Raw genomic sequence first — 24,927 nt, 5'->3', positions numbered from 1 at the left:
TTACTCCTTTAGTGTAACTGTTGGACATCAAACAACTTCTTATAGCTTCCTTCTCTACTCATCAATTCATCATGACTTCCAACTTCTGCAATTTCTCCATTCTCAATGACAACAATTCGATCAGCATGTGTAATCGTGGAAAGACGATGCGCAACAATAAATGTCGTACGGTCTTTCGCTAATTTTTCAAGAGCTTCCTGAATATAATGTTCACTTTCTAGATCTAATGCAGATGTCGCTTCATCAAAAATCAGGATAGGTGGATTTTTCAAGAAAACTCTCGCTATTGCGACACGTTGCTTCTGTCCACCCGAAAGCTTCACGCCTCTTTCACCAACCTCTGTGTCATACCCATCTTTGAGTCCCATTATAAATTCATGAGCATTGGCGGCCTTTGCTGCAGCAATCACTTCTTCATCAGTCGCTTCAGGCCTTCCCATCAGGATATTTTCTTTCACAGAGTCACTAAATAGAATATTATCTTGTAAGACCATACCAATATTATCGCGTAAAGTACGGACTTGGTATTCTCTTAGGTCTTTACCATCTAACAAAATTTTTCCGGACGTCACGTCATAAAAGCGAGGAATAAGACTGATTAATGTGCTTTTCCCTCCACCACTCATACCTACAAACGCGATCGTCTCACCAGCTTTCACATCGAGCTGTAAATTCTTCAATACAGGTTGATCTTCATCATTGTATTTAAACGTTACATTCCTAAACTCTAAGTGTCCACTCGCACGATCTAAACGCTTAGACCCCGGTTCATCTTCAATGTCATATTTTTCATCAATAAATTCAAACACACGGTCCATTGAAGCAATTGATTGAGTCAATGTCGTTGAGGAGTTGACAAGTCTTCTTAACGGGCCATAGAGGCGTTCCATATATAATACAAACGCTGTCATTGCACCGACTTCTAAGCTACCGTTTATAACAAAGTACCCAGCCACGAAAATGACAAGCAATGGCGCAACATCCGTAATCGTATTCACAACAGCAAAGGTTTTCGCATTCCATCTCGTATGATCAATAGCACGATTTAAAAAGTGACCATTTCGTTTAGCGAACTGCTTTTGTTCATGATCTTCAAGAGCAAAACTACGAATCACGCTCATCCCTTGAACACGTTCATGTAAGTGCCCCTGAACTTCAGCCAACGCTTGAGAGCGCACTCTCGTTAAATGACGTAATCTAGCATAAAAGAATTTCACTGAAAACCCGTAAAACGGGAACATTGAAATCGCAACAAGCGTTAACCATACATTAAGATTTAACATGATAATAATAGCAATAACAATGGTGATTAAATCAAGCCATATATTCATTAAACCGGTGATTACGAAGTTCTTCGTTTGTTCAACATCATGAATGACACGTGAAATAATTTCCCCGACTTTTCGATTGGAATAAAACCTCAAACTCAACTTTTGGATATGAGTGAATAGCCGGTCTCTGATATCATACAATACTTTACTGCCAATCCATTGAGCAAAATACTGACGAAAATATTCAATCGGCGGGCGTAAAATGACAAAAATAACAAACATGATTCCCATAATCATTAACAGGTGGGAAACTTTTTCATCCTGTGTCATTGCTTCGGCAAAAATGATATCATCAATGACATACATCATCACTAATGGCAGCATTAATGGTATCCCAAATTTCATAACTCCAATAAGAATGGTTATAATAATTTCTTTCCAATACGGCTTGACGAATGCCATATAACGCTTAATACTGTTCAACTTCGTCACCCTTTTTTAAAACAAAAGCCTGACCCTTAACGAGAGCCGAATTATCTACTCTCAGGTATCAGACCATTGTTTAACGATATTGTAAAAACCTTTCATACCAATTTTCAACAAATTGTGGTGCAAACGGCCCTTTTCTTTGGTGAATCCAAGAGATCAATTCATCAACACTTCGTTTCAGAATATCATCTACAGCAGGAGGATAATTCATAATCTTCCGATGCAAATCATATTCATCTTCATCTAAGAGCTTAAAGGTCATGTCTGGGAACACCTTAATATCAAGATCATAATCGATATATTTTAACGCTTCTTCATCCCACGTAAAAGGTGACCCAAGGTTGCAATAGTAATAAATACCATCTGATCGAATCATACCGATTGTGTTAAACCATTGTTCGGAATCAAAATAACATATAGCCGGCTCTCGTGTTCTCCAATTCCTTCCATCCGATTCTTTCACTAGAATGCGGTCATTCCCTCCAATTACAACCTTTGACGTCCCTTTAAGCACAATTGTTTCTTCCCAAATGCGATGAATTAATCCATTATGCTTATAGCTATGGATTTCAATATTACTACCTACTTTGGGAAAATTCATATTTAGCTCCCTTCCTTGCGTGATTTCGGACGTCAGTAGCATAGAGTAGTACACATTATTCCAGCCAAGTATTAATCTTTATCTACTCTATTCTCTACTCTACATTCTTACTAATTCACTTCAATTGCTTCCATTCCTTCTTATTATAACGTTTTGTTGCTTATTTTGAAATGCAAACATATTGTAGTACTAGTAAAAAGAAAGTGTCTTTCTACCTCTAAGTCGAGTTAATCCCTTCTATAAGTAGGGTTCAACTAAAAAGGACTTTCCTACTCATTCGCATGAAAATTTCGTAATAAAAAAACAAGCACCCTTTGGACGAGTTGCCAAAGGGTGCTTTGTTTTGTAATGCTTTAATTATTGTTGGTTAGAAGAGTTCTGTTGTTTGCGCGCTTCAGATTGAGCGTTTTGCTGACGAACTTCTTGAGCGTTCGTTTCGCTTGCAAACTCAGTGTCCATGCCTTGAGCAGAAGCAGCATTTTGCTTACGTACTTTTTGCGCATTTGTTTTAGATGCTTGTTGTTGTTGTTGTTGTTGTCTATCCATGTGTATCACCTCCACGACTATTAAGGTGTCCGGAGGTACGTTTCTTTATTCATGAAAGTTTCTTTTTTATGTTAATAGAGAAATTCCCCCAGCAACAATGTCACTAAAAACCAGTTGTTGATCCTTATCAATATATCGTATAGGTTCCGACTTGAGCAGGAACACTAACATAAAAACAACAAGGAGGAATCGTTCTATGTATGTTGGACGAGATATAACGGAACTTTCAATGATGTCCAAAGAACAATGGACAGATAAGGAATTAGCCTACTTCCACCATGGATTACAACAAATGACCCCTTACTTAAACGCTGAAGGTGCTAGTATCCATCGCGAAATCATTCGCGAAATTGAGTCAAGAGGTGGCCTTCACCAAGAAGCTACGTGGACCCAAGGAACGAAGCCTCATTATGACTGAGGAAATGGAGGAAGAAGCCCTTCCTTTCGAAGGGATAATTACAAACGATTGATTGGATGTCCATTGACTTTTGGCTAGAAACTGCTTCAATTGCCAAACTGTTCATGTTCGTACGCGCCTTGAGAAGAAATAGACTCTCAAGGCTTTTATAATTGTAGCGACTTTCGGAGGTGTTTTTAGGCACACCCCTTCCCTTCTAAAATTGAAAATCTGCCTTTAACCTGTTTTTCAATCCTTAAATCATTTAGAATCAAATAGGAAGACACTACATAAGGAGAGATAAAAATGAAAGCGATTGTTTATGAAGCATATGGCGATCCTACAGTATTAACTGTTAAAGAAGTTCCAAGACCAGAAATAAAAGAAAACGAAGTACTTGTAAGTGTAAAGGCAAGTGGGGTTAATCCTGTAGATACATATTTTCGCAAAGGTATACGTCCAGTAGACTCCTTCCCTTACATTCCTCATTTTGATCTAGCTGGCGAAGTTGTTGAGATCGGGGCTAATGTAAGCAATGTCAGAGTCGGTGACCGTATTTGGGCAACAAGCGCAAAAGGTGCTTCAGCTGAATATACAGCGATCTCTTCCGACCTTGTATTCCCTCTCCCTGCTGATTTTGATTTTGAAGCAGGAGCAGCAATTGCTATGCCTTTTATGACTGCCTACCTTTCTTTATTTGATAGAGGACAATTAAAGTCCAATGAAGCTGTGCTAATTTACGGAGGAGCTGGCGCTGTAGGACACGCAGCTATCCAACTTGCAAAAGATGCTGGTGCCTATGTGATAACGACAGCTAGTAATGAAGAAAAAGCTGCTATTGCAAAAGATGCCGGAGCAGATGAAGTGATCTTTTATAAAAAAGAAGACGTCGCAACACGAGTTAAGGATTTAACAGACGGCATTGGTGTTCCACTTATTTTGGATATGTCACTTAGCGAGAACATGGAAACCGATCTTGAGATCGTGAAAGTTGGAGGGCGTATCATTACGATTGGCTCACCAGTCGATAACACACCTCCATTAATGTGGCGTCAATTAAACATGAAACACGCTTCACTCACGGGTGTCCTTTTATTTACTGCACCGATTCAAGAACTAATCAACGCTGGCCAATTTATCTCAGAAGGCTTGAAGAAAGGTGTTATGACACCACATATCGGGAAGGTATTTTCCTACCAAGAAGCTCCCCAATCCCACGAAGCACTAGAGCAAAAAAAATATGACGGCCGCATTATCTTAAGGCACTGAAAAAGGGCGCTTTTCCCCTTTTTCAGTGCGAAGCCATGCGCGTAGCCGACGTATTCTGTTAAGCGTTTTGAGCGACCTTCTCAAAACGCGCACGGCGTGCGAAGCCATGGCCCTTCCTGATTAATCCCCAGTGGCCTTGTCTTTTAGTAGATATTCAAAAAGGGCGCTTTTCCCTTTTTCAGTGCCTCTTTTACGTAATATAAGAAAGCAACTAAAGAAGGAAAAGGTAAGTAAGTTTTTTATAAATGGGAACTATAGAAATAATAAACTTAAAAGGGGGATTTATGATGGAAAAGCAACTGTTCTATGTAAATTTAAATCCGATTAGCATGGATACGATTAATCCAACACGAGTGGATGATGGACAATTAATTGAATATGAAATTGAAGCCACACCAGCAGAGAAAAAAGCACTTGAAGATTTACTGCACGAAGTCCAATCGCACGATGTTGAACTTGGGAACTTATTCTCGTTCCGTCATTTTGATGATGAACAAGTCGACCAAGACCGTAACGAATACCAAAGAGGTCTAAACGACGTTTACGAAGAACTATATCGCCTAGGCACAGCCGAAACAAAAGAAAAGATCAAAGAAATCCACATGATCAATGACGACCAATAACAAGCTAGAGGGGTCAGACCCCTCTTTACCACTTTAAAGCACCACCGAGGTGTCTGACCCCATTAGAAGTTCATTTGTGATTGGCCGCCGTCTACATTGATTGTTGCACCTACCACCCAACTTGCCTTCTCAGAAGCTAAAAACGTCACTACGTTTGCAATTTCCTCAGCCGTACCAAATCGTCCAGCAGGTATTTCATCGGCAACAAATTTATTAATTTTCTCTGGATTTTCATCAAGCCTTCTTTGCCAATTACCCGATGGGTGAAGAATCGAACCTGGAGCAACTCCATTCACTCGAATTCCATCTTTTATGGCTTCATCTGCAAGTCCTTTTGTGAAACTAATCATAGCCGCTTTTGCATTATTATAAGTGATTTTTCCACCAGATTCTCTCCCGAAAATCGAGGATATATTAATTATTGCCCCTGCTTTCTTTGCCTTAAAGTGAGGTAATACAAGCTTACTAAAATGAACACAGGAAAAATAGTTCAGGTCAAATGCTTCTCGGAATAGCTCCATCTCCGTCGCTTCTGCAGTTGAGCCATTGCTTCCACCAACATTATTTACAAGAATATCAATCGTTCCGTAATGCTCCAATACCTTATTAACTACTTCTTTCCGAGCATTCTCGCTTACCAAATCGGATTGAATCGTTAACACCTCACCTAATTGAGAGCGTGCTGCCTCTAATCCTTCTTGTCCCCTTGCAACGATTGCCACTTTCGCTCCTTCATCTAAAAAAGACGCAGCAATACCTAGCCCTATTCCTTTTGAACCACCTGTGATCAGAACGACTTTATCTTTTAAGTTTAAGTCCATAGGTCTTCCTCCTACAATTATAATGAATTCTTTATTATCTTTTGATGCGATACAGGAAACGCGTAATTTTCAACCTCGTGTAATCGAACCCATTTCGTCGTTTTACCGACTTGTGGTTGACCTTTCACCATTATCGAATATACAGTAATATTCCATATGAGGTGTGAGAACACATGCTCAACCTTTTGAATAGGCGTTCCTATTTCAACCTTAATTCCATACTCTTTTTCAAACGTTTCTTGCACAGTCTGTTCCTCAATCTCAACATTTGGAAATTGCCAAAGTTTCGCTAACAATCCAGTTTCCGGTCGTTTTTCGATTAAGACTTCATCGAGATCATTTTTTATCACAAAGGCTGCCATTTGTTTTGCTGTTTGCTTTTTCTTCTTAGATTTAATCGGCAACTCCGATTGGACCCCTTTATGATAAGCACGGCAATGCTCTCTTACAGGGCATAGCAAACACCCAGGGGAAGTCGGTGTACAAATCAAAGCCCCTAGCTCCATCAACCCTTGATTAAAAGAAGACGGGTCTTCTTTCGAAATTAAATCGTACAAAATTGCCTCAAATATCTTTCTTGTTGAAGGCTTCGCTATATCTTCTTCTATGAGCAATACTCGTGATAATACTCTCATCACATTGCCATCTACAGCAGGTTCTGGCTTTCCGTATGCAATACTCAAAATCGCTCCAGCTGTATAAGGACCGACACCTTTTAATGAGGAAATTTCTTTACGGTTATCGGGAACAGTTCCACTATATTCTTCCACGACTTCTTTTACAGCCGTTTGCAAATTTCGAACTCGAGAATAATACCCAAGTCCTTCCCATGCTTTTAAAACCCGATCCTCTTCAGCATAAGCAAGAGCTTCAGGAGTTGGGAATTCGCGCATAAAATTATTATAGTAAGGGATAACAGTCTCGACCCTTGTTTGTTGTAACATGATCTCAGATACCCACACCCTATAAGGTTCTTTCGATTTTCGCCATGGTAAATCACGTTGATTTTCTCGAAACCAACCTACTAACAGGCGTTGGAATTCATCTATGTTGAAATGTTCAAGTTGCTTTTGTTCCAATTTCTTACTCACTATTCCTTCCTTTTAAACGCCCAGCAATGAATTTTATCTTCTCCCCCTTCAATGAAAGGAATGATTTTGCTGAAGATAGGATGGTCTGCTGAGCGCCGAATTTTTTTCAATACTTGGTAGTGTGAAGTTGTTGGTACTTCATACATCTCTACATAAAGGTTAGGTTGGTCATCAGCTACAAACCATTTAATGTTTTTAGCTTCAAATTCCGAAAGAGTCGTCAAGATTTCATCCATGACAAGTTCATATTCGTTAACCTTGTCCTCTTTTACTTTATATTCCATAAAAATTTGCAAAGGTTTTGTCATTTCTTCACTTTTCCCCCTTTTTAAAGGTCGCTATTTCGGGTATAAATAAACTATATCATGTTTATGGAACAATAAGGAGGATCTAACACGATGGACACAGGTACTCATGTGGTAATGGGGCTAGCTTTAGGTGGATTAGCAACAATTGACCCAACAATTGCTAATGATCCATTGCTGCCAACTTCGGTAATGATTGCAACAATTATTGGCTCTCAAGCACCTGACTTTGATACAGTCTTAAAGCTTCGTAACAACGCTGTGTACATCCGACACCATCGTGGAATAACACACTCACTTCCAGCTGTTCTCATATGGCCTATTTTAATCACAAGCGGAATTATTTTATTCACACCTGAAACCAATTGGCCGATCGTCTTACTTTGGTCATTTATTGCTGTTTTTTTGCATGTCTTTGTCGATATCTTCAATGCATATGGAACTCAAGCTCTCAGACCATTATCAAATAGATGGATCGCTTTAGGTGTGATTAATATTTTTGACCCCTTCATTTTTTTCAGCCACCTTATTGCATTTGGTATTTGGGGTCTCGGTCTTGTTCCACCAGGTCCAACCTTTCTAATATTATATATTCTGTTAGTTTGTTACTACTTATGGAGAATTGCAGAAAAAAGACGTGTGGTCAATCACGCAAAAAAACTACATCCAGATGCTACACATGTATTTGTTTCACCTACTATTAGATGGAGCCAATGGCATGTTGTTATCAGAACACCTGAAATTATGTTTGTCACTGAATCAAAGAATAATAAAATTGAATATTTTGAGCAATACACATTTGATCCAATCCCGGATATTCCGGTAATAAATGCCGCTAGAAAGGATTCAAACCTAGCCGCATTCTTATCGTTTTCTCCTTCCTACAGGTGGGAGATAGAACATATAGATGATGTCGTTACTGAAGTTCGCTTTATTGATTTGCGTTATCGTAGTAAAGGTCATTATCCATTTGTAGCGATCGTTCAGCTTGACAACGACCTTCACATTTTAAATTCTTATACGGGTTGGGTATTCAATGAAGAGACCCTCAAAAAGAAGTTAAATGTCGCAGTAGACTAACACGAAACAGGACTCAATGGAGAACAGCCATCTAAGTCCTGTTTCTTTGTATATGCAAAAAGATGAAAAAAGACCTTTAAGTTAAGGGCATTCGGGATTATTCATGAGGGCCATCGCTTCTCTCGCCGTGCGCTTTTTGAGAAGTTCATTCAAAAAGCTTAAAAGATACGGCGGTTTCGCTCATGGCTTAGATTTCAATGAAAAAGGTGAAAATCGTACCTTTTGAGTAAGATAAAGGGCACCCGGGATTATTCATGAGGGCCATCGCTTCTCTCGCCGTGCGCTTTTTGAGAAGGTCGCTCAAAAAGCTTGAAAGATACGGCGACTTCGCTGATGGCTGTGAGTTCAATGAAAAAGGTAAAAATCGACCTTTTGAGTAAGATAAAGGGCACCCGGGATTATTCATGAGGGCCATCGCTTCTCTCGCCGTGCGCTTTTTGAGAAGTTCATTCAAAAAGCTTAAAAGATACGGCGGTTTCGCTCATGGCTTAGATTTCAATGAAAAAGGTGAAAATCGTACCTTTTGAGTAAGATAAAGGGCACCCGGGATTATTCATGAGGGCCATCGCTTCTCTCGCCGTGCGCTTTTTGAGAAGGTCGCTCAAAAAGCTTGAAAGATACGGCGGCTTCGCTGATGGCTGTGAGTTCAATGAAAAAGGTGAAAATCGTACCTTTTTCATTGAACTCTCTAGTGTTTTATTTGATCGTCTTTGTTGAGGTGGGAGAATTTTTCTTTTTTTGAGTTGTATTTATGGAGGTGTGGGCCATATTGTGTGATCCATTTGGATACAATACTTTCTGTTGTATCTTGTCCTTTATATGACCATCCTCCTTTTGCCCGGGTCGTTTCAAAATCCTCCCATAAACTTTCAATCCACGTTCTTGCCTGTGATGTTGTTAAATTGGAATTAACAGAAAGCAACTGTTCTGTTAACCTCTGGAATCTGTCTTCCATACTGTTTCCTCCTTTTACAAAGATTACGTTTAATAACTAAGCAGTATCTGTCTCATAATAAGACTGAACACGTTGGAAAGGGGGGTCACTGATGCGAAACAAAGCAAAAGACTTTCCAAATCATATTAAGTTCGAGGGGAATTCACCAAAGGATATTCGAAATAACAATGAATCTAAGCGAGCAGATTTAAGTATGAATACGCAACCTAGAGAGCGTATGAGAAATTCTGATGGTGATACGAACAATTAATCATAAGTAATTAATTAAGTTAATTACATCCAACGTTTTCTGGAGGTGCCGTCTATGGGTAAGAGGAGTATGAATTTCCAAGCAGGACAGGAGTATAAAAGTCCATTTGATTCACCACGTGCAAATCCAAAGCACGCCTCAAAACAAATAGGTGGAGAAACACAGATGAGCCAAACAGGTATAAAGGTTCGTCTGCACAGAAAAGCAGAACAAAGATAATGTCTCTTCTACTTGAAAGGAGGAGAAGCCCTAAGCTTCTCCTTCCTTTTTTACAAACAGAGAGATCGGAACTGCTTCAAGACTTGTTTGATCATCTCGATATCCCCATGCAAAGTACCCATTCATATAAGAAATTTGAAAGCGAGATCCACCATCAATATCATATGTGTTACCAGGCTTAAAATCGTCTGGATTAAGCAGATAAGCCTTTGCTAGAAGCGCTTTACGCTCATAAACAGCAAATTCACTTGACATCCCTAACTGTTCAGCCTTTTTTGCTTTTTCATTTAAACGAGCAATTTCTGTTCTTAGCTCATACTCCGTCATTTGACTAAATCTTTTTTCTTGTTCCATACATTTTCAGTCCCTTCCTGCATCCTCCTTTATTATAAAGGAAAGATCCAGAGCAGACAAAGATCTAACGTTTCTATATTAGTGAGCTTTTACCATATGGAAAGGAGAAAGCCGATAATACCTGCAAATCCTGCATAATAGAGCATTGGCAATAGCAACAGCCGGATGATAACTCCTTCTTTTCCTACAAGCCCTACTACAGAAGCTGCTGCCACAACATTCACAACACAAATCATATTCCCTGCGTTTGAACCTAATACCTGAAGCGCAAGAGTTAGCATCGGCTCGAGCCCAGTTTGATCTGCGACGTTAAATTGAAAAAGCGAGAACATCATATTACTGAATGTAGCACTTCCTGAAATAAATGAACCTAATGCTCCTATAAAAGGGGCAACAAACGGCCAAATGCCACCTAAATTAGCTGAAGCTTGATAAGCAAGTTCCACTGGCATGCTCTCAAGTCCCGCGTAGTTCACTCCCGAATTAATAAAAATTCGCACCATTGGCACAGCTGTAAATAAGGTTATGCTCGTTCCAATTAGAGCTTTAGCTGAAACTGATAGTGCCTTTGCAAGAGATGGACCCTTCATCCGGTGCAAGAAAAAGGTTAATAATACAACAATCAAAAACACAGTACCTGGTAAATAAAGAGGTTCAAAATTTGCACTGATTTCTGTACCAAGAATATTTTCCCAACCAATTACAAAGCTCAACATCCACTCTTTTACTGGTGAAAATTCAAGGCGAGTGATAACTAGAATAACTCCTAATAAAATGTATGGTAACCATGCTAGACTAAGTGGCATCTTGAATTGCTTCTCGCTATTTTTCACTGTTAATGAACCAAACCATTCTTGATCCCATGTCTTTTGCTCTCCAAAATCCCACGTTTCACTTGGTAAAAACCAGTTTCGTTTTACAGCGAACAAAACAATCACTAACCCTGTTAAGCCGCCAATGATGGATGGGAATTCCGGACCAATCAGTGTAGCTACGATCAAAGCTGGCACCGTAAAGCTGAGACCAGCAAAAATGGCAAACTTCCACATAACTAATCCTTCTTTCCAAGAACGGTTCTCGCCAAAAAACCTAGTTAATAGAAGGATTAAAATAAGTGGCATAAGAGTGCCAACTATAACGTCTATTTGCATAACTTGAGAAGCCAACTGTCTAAGATACTCAGTCGGAGGGGTCTCTTGAAAATAACGAGAAGCAACCGGAGCAAGTTCAGCTCCTTCTTGCAACCCTTGGTGAACCCCAACAATAATCGGTGTTCCCACAGCACCAAACGAAACAGGACTACTATCAGCAACGAGCGCTAGCACGACAGCGGCTAATGGAGGGAAGCCGAGAGCGACAAGCAAAGGAGCCGTAATAGCAGCCGGTGTCCCAAAGCCCGCTGCCCCTTCAATAAAGGCACCAAATAACCATGAAATTAAGATAATCTGAACCCGCCGGTCATTGCTAATGCCAAGAAAGCTATTGCGAATCGTTGCGATTGCTCCACTAATCTGCAACGTATTTAATAAAAGAATTGCTCCAAACACAATATAAATAATAGATAGTCCAATTAATACTCCCTCAAGTGAAGCTGCAGCAAGTTGCACGATTGGTACTTCCCAAAAAAAGTAAGCAACCACTCCCGTTACTAAAAGGCTTATCGGCATTGCTTTCATAGCTGGCATTCTTAAAATTACTAAAAAAACGACAACGGCGATAATGGGTGATAAAGCAATTAAAGTTACCATCCTGCACTCCTCATTTCAAAACGAATGTACCGTTAGTATGAGAGTGACCCCTTACAATTATTACAAGTTTTCAAGCTCAACTTGGCACGAAAAGGTTTTATCACTCATTCCCTTGTTCGATATACTTATCAATTAAATCCATTGAAAAACCTTTCCGATATAAGTTTTGCTTTACTCTTTGTCTAAACTCCCAACCTGTATATTTTTTCTCGAGTTTTCTTCTTATTTTATCTCCTTGGAAACAGATTGCCTCCCACTCTTCTGAGTCCTCATTTTTAAAATCGACAAGTGAAAAAGCTTCGGAAATTACATGTTGAGAATATCCTTTAGTTAATAGCTGATTTAAAAGTTTATCTTTAAAACCCTTAATGGATAATTTACTACTGCGCTTAGCTTGTTGTTTTTCTAACCATAAGACCAACTTCTCCTTTTGCTCCTCCTCAGACATTGCGTTTATGCTCGTATCAATAATAGAGTCCCCTACTCCTTTTTGCTTAAGTTCTTGTTTCAACTTTAATGGTCCTCTCATTAATGTTGTTTGTTTTGATCTAATATACGCATTCGCAAATTCTTCATCATTCAATAACCCTTGCTCAAGCAATTGCTGTATTACTGCATTGATATGCTGGGGTTCTTTTTCTTTTTTCTCTAGATACTGTCTCATTTCTTGAATAGAGCGCATCCTGTAAGAAAGATAATTAATTGCTAGGTTGTATGCTTTCTTTTTTTCATCTTCATCTATTAACTGAATTAATGTTTCTTCATCTACTTCCATCCCTTTTGTTAAACTATGCTTAATGAGCAAATCTTCATCCACACTAAGAGCATATTGTACTTTCTGCCCCTTACTTAAGAAAATGTTATAACGACCTTTGTTTCTTTTTTGAATTTCTATCTTAGCTATAACTGCCACTTACATCACCCCACTGTAACTTCTTACTCTTTGCAAAATCTTTACTACTAAACGTACACTATTTATATAAACTCATGTAAGAACAATGATAATAAGGAGGAATTTATGAATATTGTCATCGCAGGTGGAACAGGATTTCTTGGAAGCAAATTAACTGACCTCTTAATTGATCAAGGACATTCTGTTTTCATTTTAACAAGAGACATCTCTAACAAACCAGCTAAACCTAACGTGCGTTATGTTGAATGGCTCCATCCTGATACAAATCCAGAACAACATTTAGATACAATTGATGCCATTATCAATTTAGCTGGGGAATCGATTGGTTCAACACGTTGGACCAAAAAACGCAAACAAGAATTACTTCAAAGTCGAATTGAAAGCACTCGGTCATTGGTTAAATTAATTGAAGACCTTCCAGCTAAACCAAGTGTGCTCGTTAATGCCTCAGCTATTGGTTATTATGGTAACTCCTTAACGACAACTTTTACCGAAGAATCAGAACCAAGTGAAGAAAACTTCCTTTCACATGTTGTATCAGAATGGGAGAAAGAAGCTGAACAAGTGAAATTACATGGTGTACGAGTTGTCTATTGTCGCCTAGGGCTTGTATTGGACCGAGATGAAGGCGCTCTAAAACGAATGATACTCCCTTACAAGCTGTTTTTAGGTGGACGACTCGGAAAAGGCAATCAATGGTTAAGCTGGATTCATGTAGATGATGCCATTCGTATGTTTATATACGCTATTGAACACTCATCCATACAAGGACCTTTCAATCTCACTGCCCCCCACCCTTGTCAAATGGATGAATTCGGTAAAGTTCTATCCGACGTCTTAGCTAAACCATATTACCTTCATGCACCATCATTTGCACTTAAATTCTTATTAGGGGAAATGAGCACACTTGTTTTAGATGGGCAAAAAGTAATCCCTCAAAAAGCTATATCGCAAAACTATCCATATTTATTCCCCTCTTTACAACCGGCCCTAGAAGACTTATTAAAAAGCTAATAAATTAAATAGAAATTCGGGAGATATTTTCATAAAAAATTTACATTAAATAGGTATCTTTTTTCGAAAAAAACATTTAATATATAGAAGGATCCAAGAGTAAACTAACGTATTTTGATTGTATTATACAATTACCACGAAATAAACACGCTAGAATCCCTTAAATGGCTTTATAAACAATTATATAGGCATTGGGAAGGCAATTGGTGCGCCACCAGCTATGCTGGTTCTAGTGGGTTCGATTCCCACCCCGAATTTGATATGCACGATTATTAAATTCGAGGGTGGAACCACTCTGCCCTCATCAAAAGGAGGGCTTTTTGTGATCTTAAAAAAACGAGACGTTGCTGATTGCCATGCTTTATTTGAACTATTAGTGGACCCAGCCGTATTTCCTTTTGTTCGCCACAAAGCACATTCATACGATGAGTTTGTCTTCTTAACAAAACAGACGATTGAAGCCGAAGAGCGTGGTGAATTGATCTCTCGCACAATCATTGATGAATGGGGCGCACCTATTGGAACCATTAACCTATTTGATATTTCAAACCAAAGTGGCTTTTTAGGTACTTGGATTGGAAAACCTTATTTCGGCAAAGGCTTTAATCAAGCAGCTAAAGATGCATTCTTTGAAGAGCTCTTCTTCTCTTGTGATATTCAAACTGTTTTCATGCGAATCCGCAAAGAAAATCTACGTTCCTATAAAGCAGCTAGTAAATTGCCTTATAGTACACTTGCAAATGAAATTAGAAGTGAACTTTATAAACAAATTAATAAAGAAAACGATGCTTATCACCTCTTTCAAATAGAAAAAGATCAATATCATCTTCATATGATGAGAACAGGAACAAATGAAATAGAAAGAAAAGAAGCGTAAGTACCGATTAACTTTATAAGATTTAGTCCATACTGATAGTAACTTTACAGAAAGTGGTGATCAGTTTGGAAAGAAAACGTCGTGGACAGGAAGAACGCAGGGTATTACGTAAGGCTCAAGAGGTTCGCTACGGATCAGAGTTTAGAGCAGCTGATCGCGCAGCAAATAGAAGCAAATCATAAGGAAAACTGTCGCAAAAAGAAGAACAATGACCTTTTCAAAAAAAGGCTGTTGTTCTTTTTAAATTTTTCATATTTTTTTCAAATCCGTCAGACCCCCTATTCTATTAGGGTTTTCTTCATTCCATTTTAGTCTGTCTTTTTCAATTAGTTAGAAAACTTAACCATTCAGTAGCATTCTCTGCAATGATTGCTCCTATATACTTTAATCACAGCTAAGCGTTCCTTACGCTAATTAATCCCATTTAAGCTAAGTTGCGTCCTTTTCTGACTACGTCTATGATTAAACAGTAAACAAAATTTGGTTGAAGGGGGATACCAACATTAAAAGTCAAATGGCTCCTGCTCCGATAAAAACAGATTCGGTACAATTTCTAAAACCTACTGTTGAAGATGGAGCAGCGATGTGGGAATTGGTAAATGAGTCAACACTCGATCAGAACTCTGCTTATAAATACATTATGATGTGTGAGTTTTTTGCAGAAACGTGTGTTGTTGCGAAGGAAGACAATAAAGTTGTTGGATTCGTCACTGCTTTTATTCCACCAGAACGACAAGATGTTGTATTTGTTTGGCAGGTCGGCGTTCATTCTTCTCAGCGAGGAAAAGGATTGGCTTCGAAATTGTTACACGAACTAGTGAAACGCGAAGGTTGCAAAGATGTAAACTTCGTTGAAGCTACAATCACTCCATCAAACGAAGCATCACAGGCTCTATTCCATCGCTTAGCTCGTAGTTATGACACCAATTGTGAAGTAAGCGAATGCTTTTCTGAAGATTTATTCCCTGAAGAAGGGCATGAAGAAGAACTTACTTATAGAATCGGTCCTTTAAATAAATAGTAACACGATTAAGCTAAGTGTAAGTGAAAAGACAATAATACATTACCCGGTATAGGTAAATAGGAGGAGAAAGAAACGATGAGTCAAACAGATATGTCTATTTTTGAAAAGCTAGAATCAGAGGTACGTAGTTATTGCCGTAGTTTCCCAACCGTTTTTACAAAAGCTAAAGGGTATAAAATGTGGGATGAAAAAGGAACTGAGTACATTGATTTCTTTTCAGGTGCAGGTGCATTGAATTATGGTCATAACGACCCTAAGATGAAATCAAAATTAGTTGACTATATTTTAAGTGACGGCATCACACATTCACTTGATATGGCTACAGCTCCTAAAGCTGAGTTCCTAACAACATTTAATGATGTGATTTTAAAACCTAGAAATCTTGATTATAAAGTTATGTTCCCTGGACCTACAGGTACAAATACAGTAGAAAGTGCTTTAAAACTAGCTCGTAAAGTAACTGGACGTACAGATATTATTAGTTTCACGAATGGCTTCCACGGTATGACAATCGGAGCTCTTTCGGTTACAGGTAATGCTTTCAAACGTAAAGGTGCTGGAATTCCATTACAAAATGTCGTAACAATGCCTTATGATAACTTTGTTAACGACAACCTCGACACTCTGGAGTATCTCGAGCGTTTCCTAGAGGATGGAGGTAGCGGAGTTGAAATCCCTGCTGCAATGATCCTCGAGACAGTCCAAGGTGAAGGCGGTATTAATGCTGCAAGCTTCGAGTGGTTACAACGTGTAGAACAAATCTGTAAGCGTTGGGGCATTCTGCTTATCGTCGATGATGTTCAAGCAGGTGTTGGTCGTACTGGAACATTCTTTAGTTTTGAAAAAGCAGGTCTTAAACCAGATATCGTTTGTATGTCTAAGTCCATTGGTGGATACGGACTGCCACTAGCGATCACACTCATTCGCCCTGAATTAGATATTTGGGAGCCTGGTGAGCATAATGGAACATTCCGTGGAAACAACCATGCTTTTGTAACAGCAACTGCTGCCCTATCATATTGGGAAGATGATCGTTTCGAAAAGAATATTGAAGAAAAATCAAAGAAAATCTTCTCTTTCTTAGAACGAATCGTTGCTGATTACCCTGAATTAGAAGGCGAAGCTCGTGGCCGTGGTTATATGGTCGGAATTGCTTCTGAGATTGAAGGACTATCAGGTCAAATTGCTGCTGAAGCATTCGAACGTGGTCTTATTATGGAAACTTCTGGACCAAAAGATGAAGTATTTAAATTATTCCCACCATTAACAATCGATGATGAAGGTTTAGAAAAAGGCTTCAAAATCATCGAAGACAGTGTAAAAGCTGTTCTAGGAGCAAAAGAATTAGTAACGTCATAATAGGAATTCTCTAGAGGAGGATACTTCCTCCTCTCTTTTTAATATAACAACAGGAAACCTTGGAGGTAATAAACATGAAAGTAGTTAAACTAGCAGATGTAATTGGAACTGAGCATGATGTTGACGGAGGAAACTGGAATAGTCGTCGCCTTGTTTTGAAAAAAGACGGTATGGGCTATGCTGTTTGCGATACAATCATTAAAGCAGGAACTGAAACTCATATTTGGTATCAAAATCACCTTGAATCGGTATATTGTATTGAAGGTGAAGGTGAAGTAGAAACACTAGCAGACGGAAAAGTTTGGCCGATTAAAAAAGATGAAATTTATATTTTGGACAAACATGATGAGCACCTTCTTCGTGCAAGTGAAAAGGGCGACATGCGCATGGTATGCGTATTTAACCCTCCACTTTCTGGATTAGAAGTTCATGATGAAAACGGTGTTTATCCAGTTGATGAAGATTAAGAAACAACAAAATAATCATAAATAAGGGGTGTGCCTTTGGCACATCCCTTATTTATTCTAAAAGGCTATTTCGTAAAGATTGTTGCTATTAGAAAGTTTTTACTCGTAGTGAAATGAAGCGGAAGTCGCTCGACTCCTGTGGGATTTAGAGAGGGGCGAGACACCACAGGCGCAGTACACAGCCGAGGAGGCTCGGCACCTCCTAGCGGGTGCGAGTGACTGGAGCGAAATGGAACGAACATGTGAATACACGTAAGCCCAAAACAACAAAGTATGCGAGTCAGCCTTCTAAAAAGACGAAAGGAAAAAGCAGGAAATCAGACTAGTAATAAAGAAGTAGAAGTAACCTAAAAACTTTGTAGAAAAAGAGGGAATATTGTGCCAGAGCTATTCGACATTCAAGTCTTTTTATTAAACCTCTCTTTTGTATTTCTTTTATTCTTTATTTACCACAAATACATAGAAGGAAAATTTAGTAAATTCTCAAATGAACTTTTATTAGGCGTCATTTCAGCGATATCGATCATTCTCTGTATTACCTTTTCTATCTCCCCTAGTCCTGGGTTTTTGTATGATTTCCGTCAAATACCGTTTATTATAGGGGCTCTCTATGGTGGCCGAAAAGTTGGATTGTTTTTACTAGTTGTACTGCTTTCGTATCGTTTCTTAATTGACCATGGACCTGGTTTTTATTCAACGATTGTTATATATAGCTTATCGTACATAATACTTTATTATTTAATACCTAAATTCCAACAAACAACAAAGGTTAAACTTAAAGTTATCTATGCAATTATTGCAAACGTTTTATCAGCTATTATCGTACTTATTACAACAAACTTGTTTGGTGTGAATTTATCGATAACAGGCTGGGTCTCATTATCGCTGTTTTATGCATCACAGGTTGTTGTTATGGTCATCTTTATTCACTTTATTGAAAGAGCCAAAGCAGAAAATCATGTCCTCAATGAGTTAAAAGAACTGGAAAAGCTTAAAGTGGTAAGTGAAATGGCAGCAAGTATTTCTCATGAAGTTAGGAATCCACTTACTGTTACAAAAGGCTTTCTACAGCTACTACTAGATAAAGATATTGCAGATGAGAAGAAGGATTTTTATATACGACTTTCTCTCAACGAATTAGAGCGAGCTGAATTAATTATTTCTGATTATTTAACATTTGCAAAGCCTTCATTAGATAATATTGAACTGCTTGATTTAAATAAGGAATTAGAATATGTCAAAAAAATTATTACTCCCTATGCCACGATGAGTAATATTGATATTATCATGGATACAAGTAAGGATGTTTTTGTCGCAGGAGAGAAGCAAAAGCTGCATCAATGCTTTATAAATATTGCCAAAAACGGCATTGAAGCCATGAACGGCCATGGTACGTTAACCATAACTCTTTGGGAAACCGAAGAAAACGTTATGATTTCCATTGAAGACACCGGGTGTGGCATGAATGTTGACCAAGTGCAAAGTTTAGGGACACCTTATTACTCAACGAAAACATCTGGGACTGGTCTAGGAACAATGGTCGTATTTAGTATTATCAAAGCAATGCGAGGAGAAATAAAAGTAGATAGCAAACTTGAAGTAGGTACTTGCTTTACTATTTCCCTCCCAAAAGTCAATATGTAATGATAAAAAAGGTTCTGGCTTTCTAAAAACTAAAAAGTCAGAACCTTTTTTACCCCCTCTCTACACCTGATGAACTAACGGTCTTCCCTCCAACCCATTTACTAAATTATCACACGCTAACTTCGCCATCTCTAATCGGGTCTCAACAGCTGCACTGCCAATGTGTGGTAAGGCCGTGACATTACGTAAGGTTAAAAGTTTATGTTTAGAGGTAATCGGCTCCGTTTCAAATACGTCTAAACCAGCTGCAAATATTTCTCCAGAGACAAGAGCTTCATAAAGGGCAGTCTCATCGACATTTGTTCCCCTAGATGTATTTATAAAAACAGCCGTTTTCTTCATCTTTTCAAATTGGCTTTTTCCAATCATTTGAAAGGTTTCTTTAGTCGAAGGAGTTAGTAAAACAATATAATCTGACTTTTCCAGTAACTCATCTAATTCACAATAGGTAGCCCCTACCTCTTCCTCAGCTAGGTGGTGGCTTTGTCGATTATGATAGAGTACATCCATTGAAAAGCCTTTCGCCCTTTTAGCAACGCCTAATCCAATTCTGCCCATACCGATAATGCCAATTGTTTTGCCGTAGATTTCTTGCCCCGTTAAAAAGAACGGTCCCCAGCTCTTCCACTCATCTTGGCGAATTACATCCATGCCTTCTACTAGTCGTCTACCTGCTGCCATTAAAAGCGCAAACGTAAGGTCAGCTGTAGCTTCTGTAAGTACACCAGGTGTATGGCCAATTAAAATCCCTCTTTTCCTAGCTTCCTTGACTGCAATATTGTCATATCCTACAGCCATCGTACTTATAACCTTTAAATTTCTAGCATGATCTATTATTTCTTTATCAATTTGGTCTGCTACATTCGTAAACAAACCATCGGCATCTTTTATCTCCTCGAGCAAAAGCTTGCGTGGCATTGGTATATTTTCTTCTTCCCACATGATCACATCAAATTTTTCTTGTAAATGATTAATGATTTCGCTAGGAAGTTTCCGAGTAACAACAACTTTCATAAACTCTCCTCCCCTTCCTTCATTAATGTACATAAAGCTGTTGAAATGATATGCGCTCTTTTTCAACACCAAGCTTTTCAAGGAATTCATATACTTCATCAAAAGACGTGACAGGATATTGTGTTTCACAAAGGTTCGAGGTACGGCTTATATCTTGAAGGAATTTTTTATCTTGAGCTAAGTCCTCTTGCAGATTCATTAATATTTCAATTACTTCTTTATCTTTTTCAAACGTTACATGCCCATTACTTTGATTAAAGTAAACAATTAGTGGGACATGAGTATGTGGATGAACAATGTGCGCTTTATAAAGGTTCATGTTTTCCCCCCTCCTCACTGATCAACTTGACATCTTATGTATGTTACACTTTTCGACAAAATCTAAGGAAATCCTTCTACCTTTTAGTATTGGATGTTAACTTCATCACACTTTGTCGAGTTCCTTACTACCAACTCCCTACAAAAACTATGGTATTTTATGTCCAAGGGAACTCTGGTAAATCTCAAACCATTGATCGAGCGTCAACTGGTAATCTAGACCTTTCCTTGCTAATTCGATTCGTTCTCGTTTACCAGAACCGATTATCGGCATTATGTTTGCAGGATGTGCTAGTAACCAAGCATAAACAATCTCGTCGATCATTTCTGCTCCTACTTGTTCTTTTATTTTTTCTAGAGTTCTTTGTAATCGGATGCTTTTGTCAGTTTCCAAATGAAACAATGCCCCTCCTGCTAATGGTGACCAGGCCATCGGTGAAATTTTATGCTCTAGGCAAAAGTTTAATGTGCCATCCTCAATATTTTCTAATTGATAGGGTGATAATTCTAGCTGATTTGTGATAAGCTTTTCATCCAAGTACGACTGCAACATTGTATATTGGTGATGTTTAAAGTTGGATACACCAAAATGCCTTACTTTTCCTTGCTTTTTTAATAACGTAAAGGCTTCAGCAACCTCTTCTGGATTCATCATCGGATCCGGTCGATGGATTAATAATACGTCAATATAATCCGTTTGTAGGCTTCTTAATGAATTCTCAACAGATTCAATAATATGTGGTTTCGTTGTGTTGTAATGATGAGATTGATGATGTGGTCGATTAGACGATGGCAAAACAATCCCGCACTTTGTCACAATTTCAATTTTCTCTCTTAGCGATGGCTCCAATGCTAACGCATCTCCAAATAACTTCTCGCACGTATAGCTTCCATAAATGTCAGCATGATCAAAAGTGGTAATGCCCTGTTCTAAAACAAAGTGAATTCGTTTTAGCGTTTCCTGTTTTGATTCGTTCCATTTATGTAAGCGCCATAACCCATAAATAAGCCTAGAAAAACTTAAATCTTTTGCTAATTCGACACGTTGCATCTTCTCTCTCCTCATTATCTTCATACTTTTTTTAAAAGAAAGTCATTTATTTTGAAATTCACTAATAGTCTAAAAGAGCAACTAAGGAGGTGAAAAACCATGTCTAACCACCCTCTTAAAAGCCCTGGTTTAGCAGCTGTTTTGAGTGCCCTTTGGTGTGGTCTTGGGCAAATCTACAATGGTGAAATCGGTAAAGGGATTGCATTTATGATAATTCAGTTTATTAACGCACTTCTAATGATCATCATTATCGGATTCTTTACTTACCCCATTATGTGGGTTTGGGGCATGATAGATGCCTATCGCCAAGCAGAAAGACTAAATATGCAATCCACTAGAGACTAGGTATCCAAAACAGAGGTGTCCGAAAAAGTGAAAGTCATACCTTTTTGGGCACCTCGTCCTTATTATCTGCTAAATACTTCAATAGAAGAGACATTGTTTGTTCTCTAATCACTCGCTCTTCATTTAAAAGTTGGTGATCGCCATTATCCATTAAGACAATAGTACTATTTGGGAACAATTCTGAGGCTTTTCTTAATCCAAACCTTGAATCAACCGTTTTATCTTTGCTCCCTTGGATCATCAAAAACGTGATGTCTTTTCGTTTTACTTCCTTTGCATGATAGAGCCAATCATCGAGTGCCCCCAACCAACTTATCGGTAAGAACTTTTCTTGTAATGGATCCTGTTTAGTAAAGGATAAGTACTTTTGATCGGAAGAATTTTGCGAGAAAACCCTTTTGATTTTTTTTATAAATGGTCTTGTTAGCTTCAGTCCGAATTTAGAGGTTCTCCATAAGTGAGGACGAAATAACGGAGCGACTAACACCACTTTCTTAAAAAGGTTTCTATGTTTAGTTAGAGATTCAAGACCTATCATTCCACCAGTACTGTGTGCAACAAGACAAGGCTCTTTCGTCTCTGGTAACACATGTTCATTATAAATCGCTCTAAATGTTTCAAAATAGTCTTCAAAACGATTAATTGTCATACGTTCCCCACTAGAGAGACCATGTCCTGGTAAGTCGTAACAAATGACTTCATACTGATGTTGAAGCAGCTTTCTAATTGTATAACTTAATGACCCTGCATGGTCCAAATAACCATGAAGTAACAACACCGTTCCAATTTTCACTTTTGGCTTAAACTGCTGAACAAATAATTGATACCCATGTACTTTCGTATAACCGTATCGATGCACACAGTCTCGATATGATAAATCATAAAATTGTTTATAAACATCGATATGTCGCGAAGATTCACCGAAAGGTTTGCTCTCTAACCTTATTTCTTCTATTGACTGTTCAATCATTTTTTTCTCACTAGCTCCGTTACACTTTCAACCTGAGCAGTCCAAGGAAACATATCTACTGGCTGGATTGATTTTACCATGTAGCCCTTTTTACTTAACCGGTCAACATCTTTAGCTAACGTAGAAGGATTACACGAAACATAGACCATTCTTTTTGGCTTCACCTCAATAATGGTTTGAAGCAGTTTCTCATCGCAACCTGTTCGTGGTGGGTCAACAACAACAACGTCTGGTTTCCACCCTTCCTTTTGCCAACGCGGCAACAACTTTTCTGCTTTGCCTACTTCATATTTCACATGATGATACCCGTGACTTTTCGCATTCTCCCTGGCATCTTCAATCGAAGCTTCAATCACATCCATCCCTCGAACTTCACTGGCATCACTAGCAAGCCATAAGCCAATTGTTCCAACTCCACAATAAGCATCCACTACTCTTTCCTGTCCCGTTAACTTCGCTGCTCTTTTTACAACATTATAAAGCTTAACGGTTTGAGTCGGGTTCAGTTGAAAAAAGGCACGAGCAGATAAGGAAAAAGATAAGTCCCCTAATTTTTCTTCAATGACTTCCTCTCCACTTAAATGAACTGTTTTTTCACCAAATATAATCGATGTTTTTTGGCCATTTACGTTTTGAATAATTGATGTTACTTCTGGTAGCCTTTTTTTAATTTCTGCTACAATCGCACCTTTACGTGGAAGTGTTTCATCCTTTGTGACGAGAACCACTTGCACTTGTCCGGTTGCAAACCCGACGCGTGTCACAATTGTTCGAACATCACCTTTATGTTTACGCTCATTGTAAATAGATATATTCAAGTCTTGTAAGATCTGTTTGACTATTTTCGTTACTTTATTTGTTGCTTGATGTTGTACCTTACACTCCGAGAGGTCAATTAACTTATGTGAGTTCATTGCATAAAGACCTGCAATAACCTCTTCTCCTCTTTTACCTAATTGAAGTTGACTTTTATTACGGTAATCCCATGGGTTTTCCATCCCAATTGTTTCATGAATTCGTAATTGCTTCACATCCAACTTTGTATGTCGTTCAAAGGCCTGCCTTACGATATCGCGCTTTTCTCTAAGAGTTGCTTGATAATCCATATGCTGCAGCTGACAGCCTCCACATTCATCGTATACAGGACATAGTGGTTCAACCCTTTCTTTGGAGGCCTTTCTGATTTTCACCACTTTCGCCTCAGCAAACCTGGGATTTACTTTTGTCACTTCTGCAACCACTTCTTCATTTGGAAGAGCACCTGGGACAAAGACAACTTGCCTTTTAAAATAGCCTACTCCTTCACCGTTAATGCCTAGTCTCTTTATCGTAAGGGGAAATTGTTGCCCTTTATTCATCGTAACTGATTGCTCTACTCGTTTTTGTTTCATCACGTTCAACTCCGTCCTTTTCTGCGCCCCTATTATAGCATGATCCCACATTTCTTCCTAAACTTACTAGACCGAAAATCTCATTACATCTGCTAAAATAGGATCAGAAGAGTATGAAGAGGAGAGATTATTTTGTCTATACCTACAGATGTAGCATCATTACAAATTATGGCTCATGTTTATAAGCGAGAAAGCCTACAATCAATTTTTAATAAAACTGTTGAAAGTCTTGTAGAACAAGTACTTTATATTGATTGGGTCGGCATCTATTTATATGAGAACCTAGATCACAAATTGGTTGCTGCTTCATCCTTTGAAGATGACCTAAAATGGGAGTGTAATGGAGAATTAAAATTCCCAATAACCAATTCAAGTGAAGAGGAAATTGGGATGATGGTCGTGCGTAGCCGTCAGCCCATTGCATTTGATGTAACAGATGTTAGTACACTAGAAACGATTGCTTCAGCAATCGGTCAAGAAAGCTTTGCAAACTAAAGGGAAGGATCAGTCATTACTGCAAT

At 38.5% G+C, this 24,927-nt stretch carries 30 protein-coding genes; 15 read left to right on the top strand and 15 right to left on the bottom strand.

Translation table 11 applies throughout. The features are described from left to right. Positions 1-8: 8 nt before the first annotated feature. From AC1FXZ_RS17635 to AC1FXZ_RS17625, 3 genes are all read right to left on the bottom strand, one after another. Positions 9-1,754 carry an ABC transporter ATP-binding protein gene (locus tag AC1FXZ_RS17635; RefSeq protein WP_480056048.1) on the bottom strand — a complete coding sequence of 582 codons (1,746 nt, stop codon included), beginning with the start codon at positions 1,752-1,754 and terminating at the stop codon, positions 9-11. Positions 1,755-1,833: 79 nt separating this feature from the next. Beyond that, positions 1,834-2,361, bottom strand: coding sequence for a nucleoside tri-diphosphate phosphatase (gene ntdP / locus AC1FXZ_RS17630; RefSeq protein ID WP_480056046.1), 528 nt, complete (start codon positions 2,359-2,361; stop codon positions 1,834-1,836). 357 nt (positions 2,362-2,718) lie between these two features. After that, positions 2,719-2,907 carry a gamma-type small acid-soluble spore protein gene (locus AC1FXZ_RS17625; protein ID WP_480056044.1) on the bottom strand — a complete coding sequence of 63 codons (189 nt, stop codon included), beginning with the start codon at positions 2,905-2,907 and terminating at the stop codon, positions 2,719-2,721. 196 nt (positions 2,908-3,103) lie between these two features. Here AC1FXZ_RS17625 and AC1FXZ_RS17620 point away from each other — a divergent pair, with 196 nt between their 5' ends. The 3 genes from AC1FXZ_RS17620 (at position 3,104) to AC1FXZ_RS17610 (ending at position 5,196) form a co-directional block, all read left to right on the top strand. Beyond that, positions 3,104-3,325 carry a cytosolic protein gene (locus tag AC1FXZ_RS17620; RefSeq protein ID WP_480056042.1) on the top strand — a complete coding sequence of 74 codons (222 nt, stop codon included), beginning with the start codon at positions 3,104-3,106 and terminating at the stop codon, positions 3,323-3,325. A 285-nt stretch (positions 3,326-3,610) separates the two neighbouring features. Beyond that, positions 3,611-4,573 carry an NADPH:quinone reductase gene (locus AC1FXZ_RS17615; RefSeq protein WP_480056040.1) on the top strand — a complete coding sequence of 321 codons (963 nt, stop codon included), beginning with the start codon at positions 3,611-3,613 and terminating at the stop codon, positions 4,571-4,573. Between the two features lie 287 nt (positions 4,574-4,860). Beyond that, positions 4,861-5,196 (top strand): hypothetical protein, encoded by a 336-nt coding sequence (locus AC1FXZ_RS17610; protein WP_480056038.1) that lies wholly within the window; start codon positions 4,861-4,863, stop codon positions 5,194-5,196. Between the two features lie 62 nt (positions 5,197-5,258). Here the strand turns inward: AC1FXZ_RS17610 and AC1FXZ_RS17605 are convergent, their stop codons facing one another. From AC1FXZ_RS17605 to AC1FXZ_RS17595, 3 genes are read right to left on the bottom strand one after another with little or no spacing between them, the layout of a single operon-like run. Beyond that, positions 5,259-6,017, bottom strand: coding sequence for an SDR family NAD(P)-dependent oxidoreductase (locus AC1FXZ_RS17605; protein WP_480056037.1), 759 nt, complete (start codon positions 6,015-6,017; stop codon positions 5,259-5,261). 17 nt (positions 6,018-6,034) lie between these two features. Next, positions 6,035-7,108: an A/G-specific adenine glycosylase gene (gene mutY / locus AC1FXZ_RS17600; RefSeq protein ID WP_480056035.1), complete on the bottom strand. Its 1,074-nt coding sequence runs from the start codon at positions 7,106-7,108 to the stop codon at positions 6,035-6,037. Further along, on the bottom strand, positions 7,108-7,416 hold the full coding sequence (locus AC1FXZ_RS17595) for a hypothetical protein (protein WP_480056033.1): 309 nt from the start codon (positions 7,414-7,416) through the stop codon (positions 7,108-7,110). The genes mutY and AC1FXZ_RS17595 overlap by 1 nt, the downstream gene beginning before the upstream one ends. Positions 7,417-7,506: 90 nt before the next feature. Here AC1FXZ_RS17595 and AC1FXZ_RS17590 point away from each other — a divergent pair, with 90 nt between their 5' ends. After that, on the top strand, positions 7,507-8,493 hold the full coding sequence (locus AC1FXZ_RS17590; RefSeq protein ID WP_480056031.1) for a metal-dependent hydrolase: 987 nt from the start codon (positions 7,507-7,509) through the stop codon (positions 8,491-8,493). Between the two features lie 688 nt (positions 8,494-9,181). Here AC1FXZ_RS17590 and AC1FXZ_RS17585 read toward each other — a convergent pair. After that, entirely contained in the window at positions 9,182-9,448 is a 267-nt protein-coding gene (locus AC1FXZ_RS17585) for a YfhJ family protein (RefSeq protein WP_480056029.1), read from the bottom strand. Between the two features lie 91 nt (positions 9,449-9,539). Here AC1FXZ_RS17585 and sspK point away from each other — a divergent pair, with 91 nt between their 5' ends. Then, positions 9,540-9,698 (top strand): small acid-soluble spore protein K, encoded by a 159-nt coding sequence (gene sspK / locus AC1FXZ_RS17580; RefSeq protein WP_480056027.1) that lies wholly within the window; start codon positions 9,540-9,542, stop codon positions 9,696-9,698. Positions 9,699-9,752: 54 nt separating this feature from the next. Next, positions 9,753-9,917, top strand: coding sequence for a YpzG family protein (locus AC1FXZ_RS17575; protein ID WP_480056025.1), 165 nt, complete (start codon positions 9,753-9,755; stop codon positions 9,915-9,917). 30 nt (positions 9,918-9,947) lie between these two features. On the opposite strand, the gene AC1FXZ_RS17570 is transcribed toward AC1FXZ_RS17575, so the two are convergent. The 3 genes from AC1FXZ_RS17570 to recX all read right to left on the bottom strand — a co-directional run bounded on the left by AC1FXZ_RS17570 (position 9,948) and on the right by recX (position 12,932). Further along, positions 9,948-10,271, bottom strand: coding sequence for a YfhH family protein (locus AC1FXZ_RS17570; protein ID WP_480056023.1), 324 nt, complete (start codon positions 10,269-10,271; stop codon positions 9,948-9,950). A gap of 89 nt (positions 10,272-10,360) precedes the next feature. Then, positions 10,361-12,019 (bottom strand): L-lactate permease, encoded by a 1,659-nt coding sequence (locus tag AC1FXZ_RS17565; protein WP_480056021.1) that lies wholly within the window; start codon positions 12,017-12,019, stop codon positions 10,361-10,363. A 100-nt stretch (positions 12,020-12,119) separates the two neighbouring features. Then, on the bottom strand, positions 12,120-12,932 hold the full coding sequence (recX, locus tag AC1FXZ_RS17560) for a recombination regulator RecX (protein ID WP_480056019.1): 813 nt from the start codon (positions 12,930-12,932) through the stop codon (positions 12,120-12,122). A gap of 105 nt (positions 12,933-13,037) precedes the next feature. On the opposite strand from recX, the gene AC1FXZ_RS17555 reads away from it, so the two are divergent. From AC1FXZ_RS17555 to AC1FXZ_RS17525, 7 genes are all read left to right on the top strand, one after another. Beyond that, positions 13,038-13,946, top strand: a complete 909-nt coding sequence (locus AC1FXZ_RS17555; RefSeq protein ID WP_480056017.1) for a TIGR01777 family oxidoreductase — start codon at positions 13,038-13,040, stop codon at positions 13,944-13,946. Between the two features lie 325 nt (positions 13,947-14,271). Beyond that, entirely contained in the window at positions 14,272-14,823 is a 552-nt protein-coding gene (locus AC1FXZ_RS17550; RefSeq protein ID WP_480056084.1) for a GNAT family N-acetyltransferase, read from the top strand. A gap of 65 nt (positions 14,824-14,888) precedes the next feature. After that, positions 14,889-15,005, top strand: coding sequence for a YfhE family protein (locus AC1FXZ_RS17545; protein ID WP_480056015.1), 117 nt, complete (start codon positions 14,889-14,891; stop codon positions 15,003-15,005). A 332-nt stretch (positions 15,006-15,337) separates the two neighbouring features. Further along, on the top strand, positions 15,338-15,844 hold the full coding sequence (gene ectA / locus AC1FXZ_RS17540; protein WP_480056082.1) for a diaminobutyrate acetyltransferase: 507 nt from the start codon (positions 15,338-15,340) through the stop codon (positions 15,842-15,844). A 78-nt stretch (positions 15,845-15,922) separates the two neighbouring features. Further along, positions 15,923-17,206 carry a diaminobutyrate--2-oxoglutarate transaminase gene (gene ectB, locus AC1FXZ_RS17535; RefSeq protein ID WP_480056013.1) on the top strand — a complete coding sequence of 428 codons (1,284 nt, stop codon included), beginning with the start codon at positions 15,923-15,925 and terminating at the stop codon, positions 17,204-17,206. A gap of 74 nt (positions 17,207-17,280) precedes the next feature. Next, a complete protein-coding gene (locus AC1FXZ_RS17530; RefSeq protein WP_480056011.1) occupies positions 17,281-17,673 on the top strand; it encodes an ectoine synthase in 393 nt (130 codons plus the stop codon). A gap of 378 nt (positions 17,674-18,051) precedes the next feature. After that, positions 18,052-19,317: an ATP-binding protein gene (locus AC1FXZ_RS17525; protein ID WP_480056009.1), complete on the top strand. Its 1,266-nt coding sequence runs from the start codon at positions 18,052-18,054 to the stop codon at positions 19,315-19,317. A 60-nt stretch (positions 19,318-19,377) separates the two neighbouring features. Here AC1FXZ_RS17525 and AC1FXZ_RS17520 read toward each other — a convergent pair whose 3' ends face one another. The 3 genes from AC1FXZ_RS17520 to AC1FXZ_RS17510 all read right to left on the bottom strand — a co-directional run bounded on the left by AC1FXZ_RS17520 (position 19,378) and on the right by AC1FXZ_RS17510 (position 21,700). Then, entirely contained in the window at positions 19,378-20,331 is a 954-nt protein-coding gene (locus AC1FXZ_RS17520; RefSeq protein WP_480056007.1) for a 2-hydroxyacid dehydrogenase, read from the bottom strand. A 22-nt stretch (positions 20,332-20,353) separates the two neighbouring features. Next, entirely contained in the window at positions 20,354-20,650 is a 297-nt protein-coding gene (locus AC1FXZ_RS17515; RefSeq protein WP_480056005.1) for a hypothetical protein, read from the bottom strand. Positions 20,651-20,797: 147 nt separating this feature from the next. Continuing rightward, positions 20,798-21,700: an aldo/keto reductase gene (locus AC1FXZ_RS17510; RefSeq protein WP_480056003.1), complete on the bottom strand. Its 903-nt coding sequence runs from the start codon at positions 21,698-21,700 to the stop codon at positions 20,798-20,800. A 99-nt stretch (positions 21,701-21,799) separates the two neighbouring features. Here AC1FXZ_RS17510 and AC1FXZ_RS17505 point away from each other — a divergent pair, with 99 nt between their 5' ends. Then, entirely contained in the window at positions 21,800-22,045 is a 246-nt protein-coding gene (locus AC1FXZ_RS17505; protein ID WP_480056001.1) for a hypothetical protein, read from the top strand. 34 nt (positions 22,046-22,079) lie between these two features. On the opposite strand, the gene AC1FXZ_RS17500 is transcribed toward AC1FXZ_RS17505, so the two are convergent. Further along, complete coding sequence (locus AC1FXZ_RS17500; protein WP_480055999.1) at positions 22,080-23,015, bottom strand: alpha/beta hydrolase; 936 nt, start codon at positions 23,013-23,015, stop codon at positions 22,080-22,082. Then, positions 23,012-24,406 (bottom strand): 23S rRNA (uracil(1939)-C(5))-methyltransferase RlmD, encoded by a 1,395-nt coding sequence (rlmD, locus tag AC1FXZ_RS17495; RefSeq protein WP_480055997.1) that lies wholly within the window; start codon positions 24,404-24,406, stop codon positions 23,012-23,014. Before rlmD ends, AC1FXZ_RS17500 begins: the two co-directional genes overlap by 4 nt. 132 nt (positions 24,407-24,538) lie before the next feature. Here rlmD and AC1FXZ_RS17490 point away from each other — a divergent pair, with 132 nt between their 5' ends. Beyond that, entirely contained in the window at positions 24,539-24,901 is a 363-nt protein-coding gene (locus tag AC1FXZ_RS17490; protein ID WP_480055995.1) for a GAF domain-containing protein, read from the top strand. Positions 24,902-24,927 lie beyond the last annotated feature (26 nt).

It is taken from the genome of Halalkalibacter sp. HAAS-P014, from assembly GCF_056619965.1.
This window is presented reverse-complemented; position numbering and strand designations above follow the sequence as displayed.

What these genes read in the sequence shown, in the direction of transcription:
- ntdP (WP_480056046.1), bottom strand. Translation starts at nt 2,361, where the DNA reads ATGAATTTTCCCAAAGTAGGTAGTAATATTGAAATCCATAGCTATAAG.
- AC1FXZ_RS17625 (WP_480056044.1), bottom strand. Translation starts at nt 2,907, where the DNA reads ATGGATAGACAACAACAACAACAACAACAAGCATCTAAAACAAATGCG.
- AC1FXZ_RS17620 (WP_480056042.1), top strand. Translation starts at nt 3,104, where the DNA reads ATGTATGTTGGACGAGATATAACGGAACTTTCAATGATGTCCAAAGAA.
- AC1FXZ_RS17615 (WP_480056040.1), top strand. Translation starts at nt 3,611, where the DNA reads ATGAAAGCGATTGTTTATGAAGCATATGGCGATCCTACAGTATTAACT.
- AC1FXZ_RS17610 (WP_480056038.1), top strand. Translation starts at nt 4,861, where the DNA reads ATGGAAAAGCAACTGTTCTATGTAAATTTAAATCCGATTAGCATGGAT.
- AC1FXZ_RS17605 (WP_480056037.1), bottom strand. Translation starts at nt 6,017, where the DNA reads ATGGACTTAAACTTAAAAGATAAAGTCGTTCTGATCACAGGTGGTTCA.
- AC1FXZ_RS17595 (WP_480056033.1), bottom strand. Translation starts at nt 7,416, where the DNA reads ATGACAAAACCTTTGCAAATTTTTATGGAATATAAAGTAAAAGAGGAC.
- AC1FXZ_RS17590 (WP_480056031.1), top strand. Translation starts at nt 7,507, where the DNA reads ATGGACACAGGTACTCATGTGGTAATGGGGCTAGCTTTAGGTGGATTA.
- AC1FXZ_RS17585 (WP_480056029.1), bottom strand. Translation starts at nt 9,448, where the DNA reads ATGGAAGACAGATTCCAGAGGTTAACAGAACAGTTGCTTTCTGTTAAT.
- sspK (WP_480056027.1), top strand. Translation starts at nt 9,540, where the DNA reads ATGCGAAACAAAGCAAAAGACTTTCCAAATCATATTAAGTTCGAGGGG.
- AC1FXZ_RS17575 (WP_480056025.1), top strand. Translation starts at nt 9,753, where the DNA reads ATGGGTAAGAGGAGTATGAATTTCCAAGCAGGACAGGAGTATAAAAGT.
- AC1FXZ_RS17570 (WP_480056023.1), bottom strand. Translation starts at nt 10,271, where the DNA reads ATGGAACAAGAAAAAAGATTTAGTCAAATGACGGAGTATGAGCTAAGA.
- AC1FXZ_RS17565 (WP_480056021.1), bottom strand. Translation starts at nt 12,019, where the DNA reads ATGGTAACTTTAATTGCTTTATCACCCATTATCGCCGTTGTCGTTTTT.
- AC1FXZ_RS17555 (WP_480056017.1), top strand. Translation starts at nt 13,038, where the DNA reads ATGAATATTGTCATCGCAGGTGGAACAGGATTTCTTGGAAGCAAATTA.
- ectA (WP_480056082.1), top strand. Translation starts at nt 15,338, where the DNA reads ATGGCTCCTGCTCCGATAAAAACAGATTCGGTACAATTTCTAAAACCT.
- ectB (WP_480056013.1), top strand. Translation starts at nt 15,923, where the DNA reads ATGAGTCAAACAGATATGTCTATTTTTGAAAAGCTAGAATCAGAGGTA.
- AC1FXZ_RS17530 (WP_480056011.1), top strand. Translation starts at nt 17,281, where the DNA reads ATGAAAGTAGTTAAACTAGCAGATGTAATTGGAACTGAGCATGATGTT.
- AC1FXZ_RS17520 (WP_480056007.1), bottom strand. Translation starts at nt 20,331, where the DNA reads ATGAAAGTTGTTGTTACTCGGAAACTTCCTAGCGAAATCATTAATCAT.
- AC1FXZ_RS17515 (WP_480056005.1), bottom strand. Translation starts at nt 20,650, where the DNA reads ATGAACCTTTATAAAGCGCACATTGTTCATCCACATACTCATGTCCCA.
- AC1FXZ_RS17510 (WP_480056003.1), bottom strand. Translation starts at nt 21,700, where the DNA reads ATGCAACGTGTCGAATTAGCAAAAGATTTAAGTTTTTCTAGGCTTATT.
- AC1FXZ_RS17505 (WP_480056001.1), top strand. Translation starts at nt 21,800, where the DNA reads ATGTCTAACCACCCTCTTAAAAGCCCTGGTTTAGCAGCTGTTTTGAGT.
- AC1FXZ_RS17500 (WP_480055999.1), bottom strand. Translation starts at nt 23,015, where the DNA reads ATGATTGAACAGTCAATAGAAGAAATAAGGTTAGAGAGCAAACCTTTC.
- rlmD (WP_480055997.1), bottom strand. Translation starts at nt 24,406, where the DNA reads ATGAAACAAAAACGAGTAGAGCAATCAGTTACGATGAATAAAGGGCAA.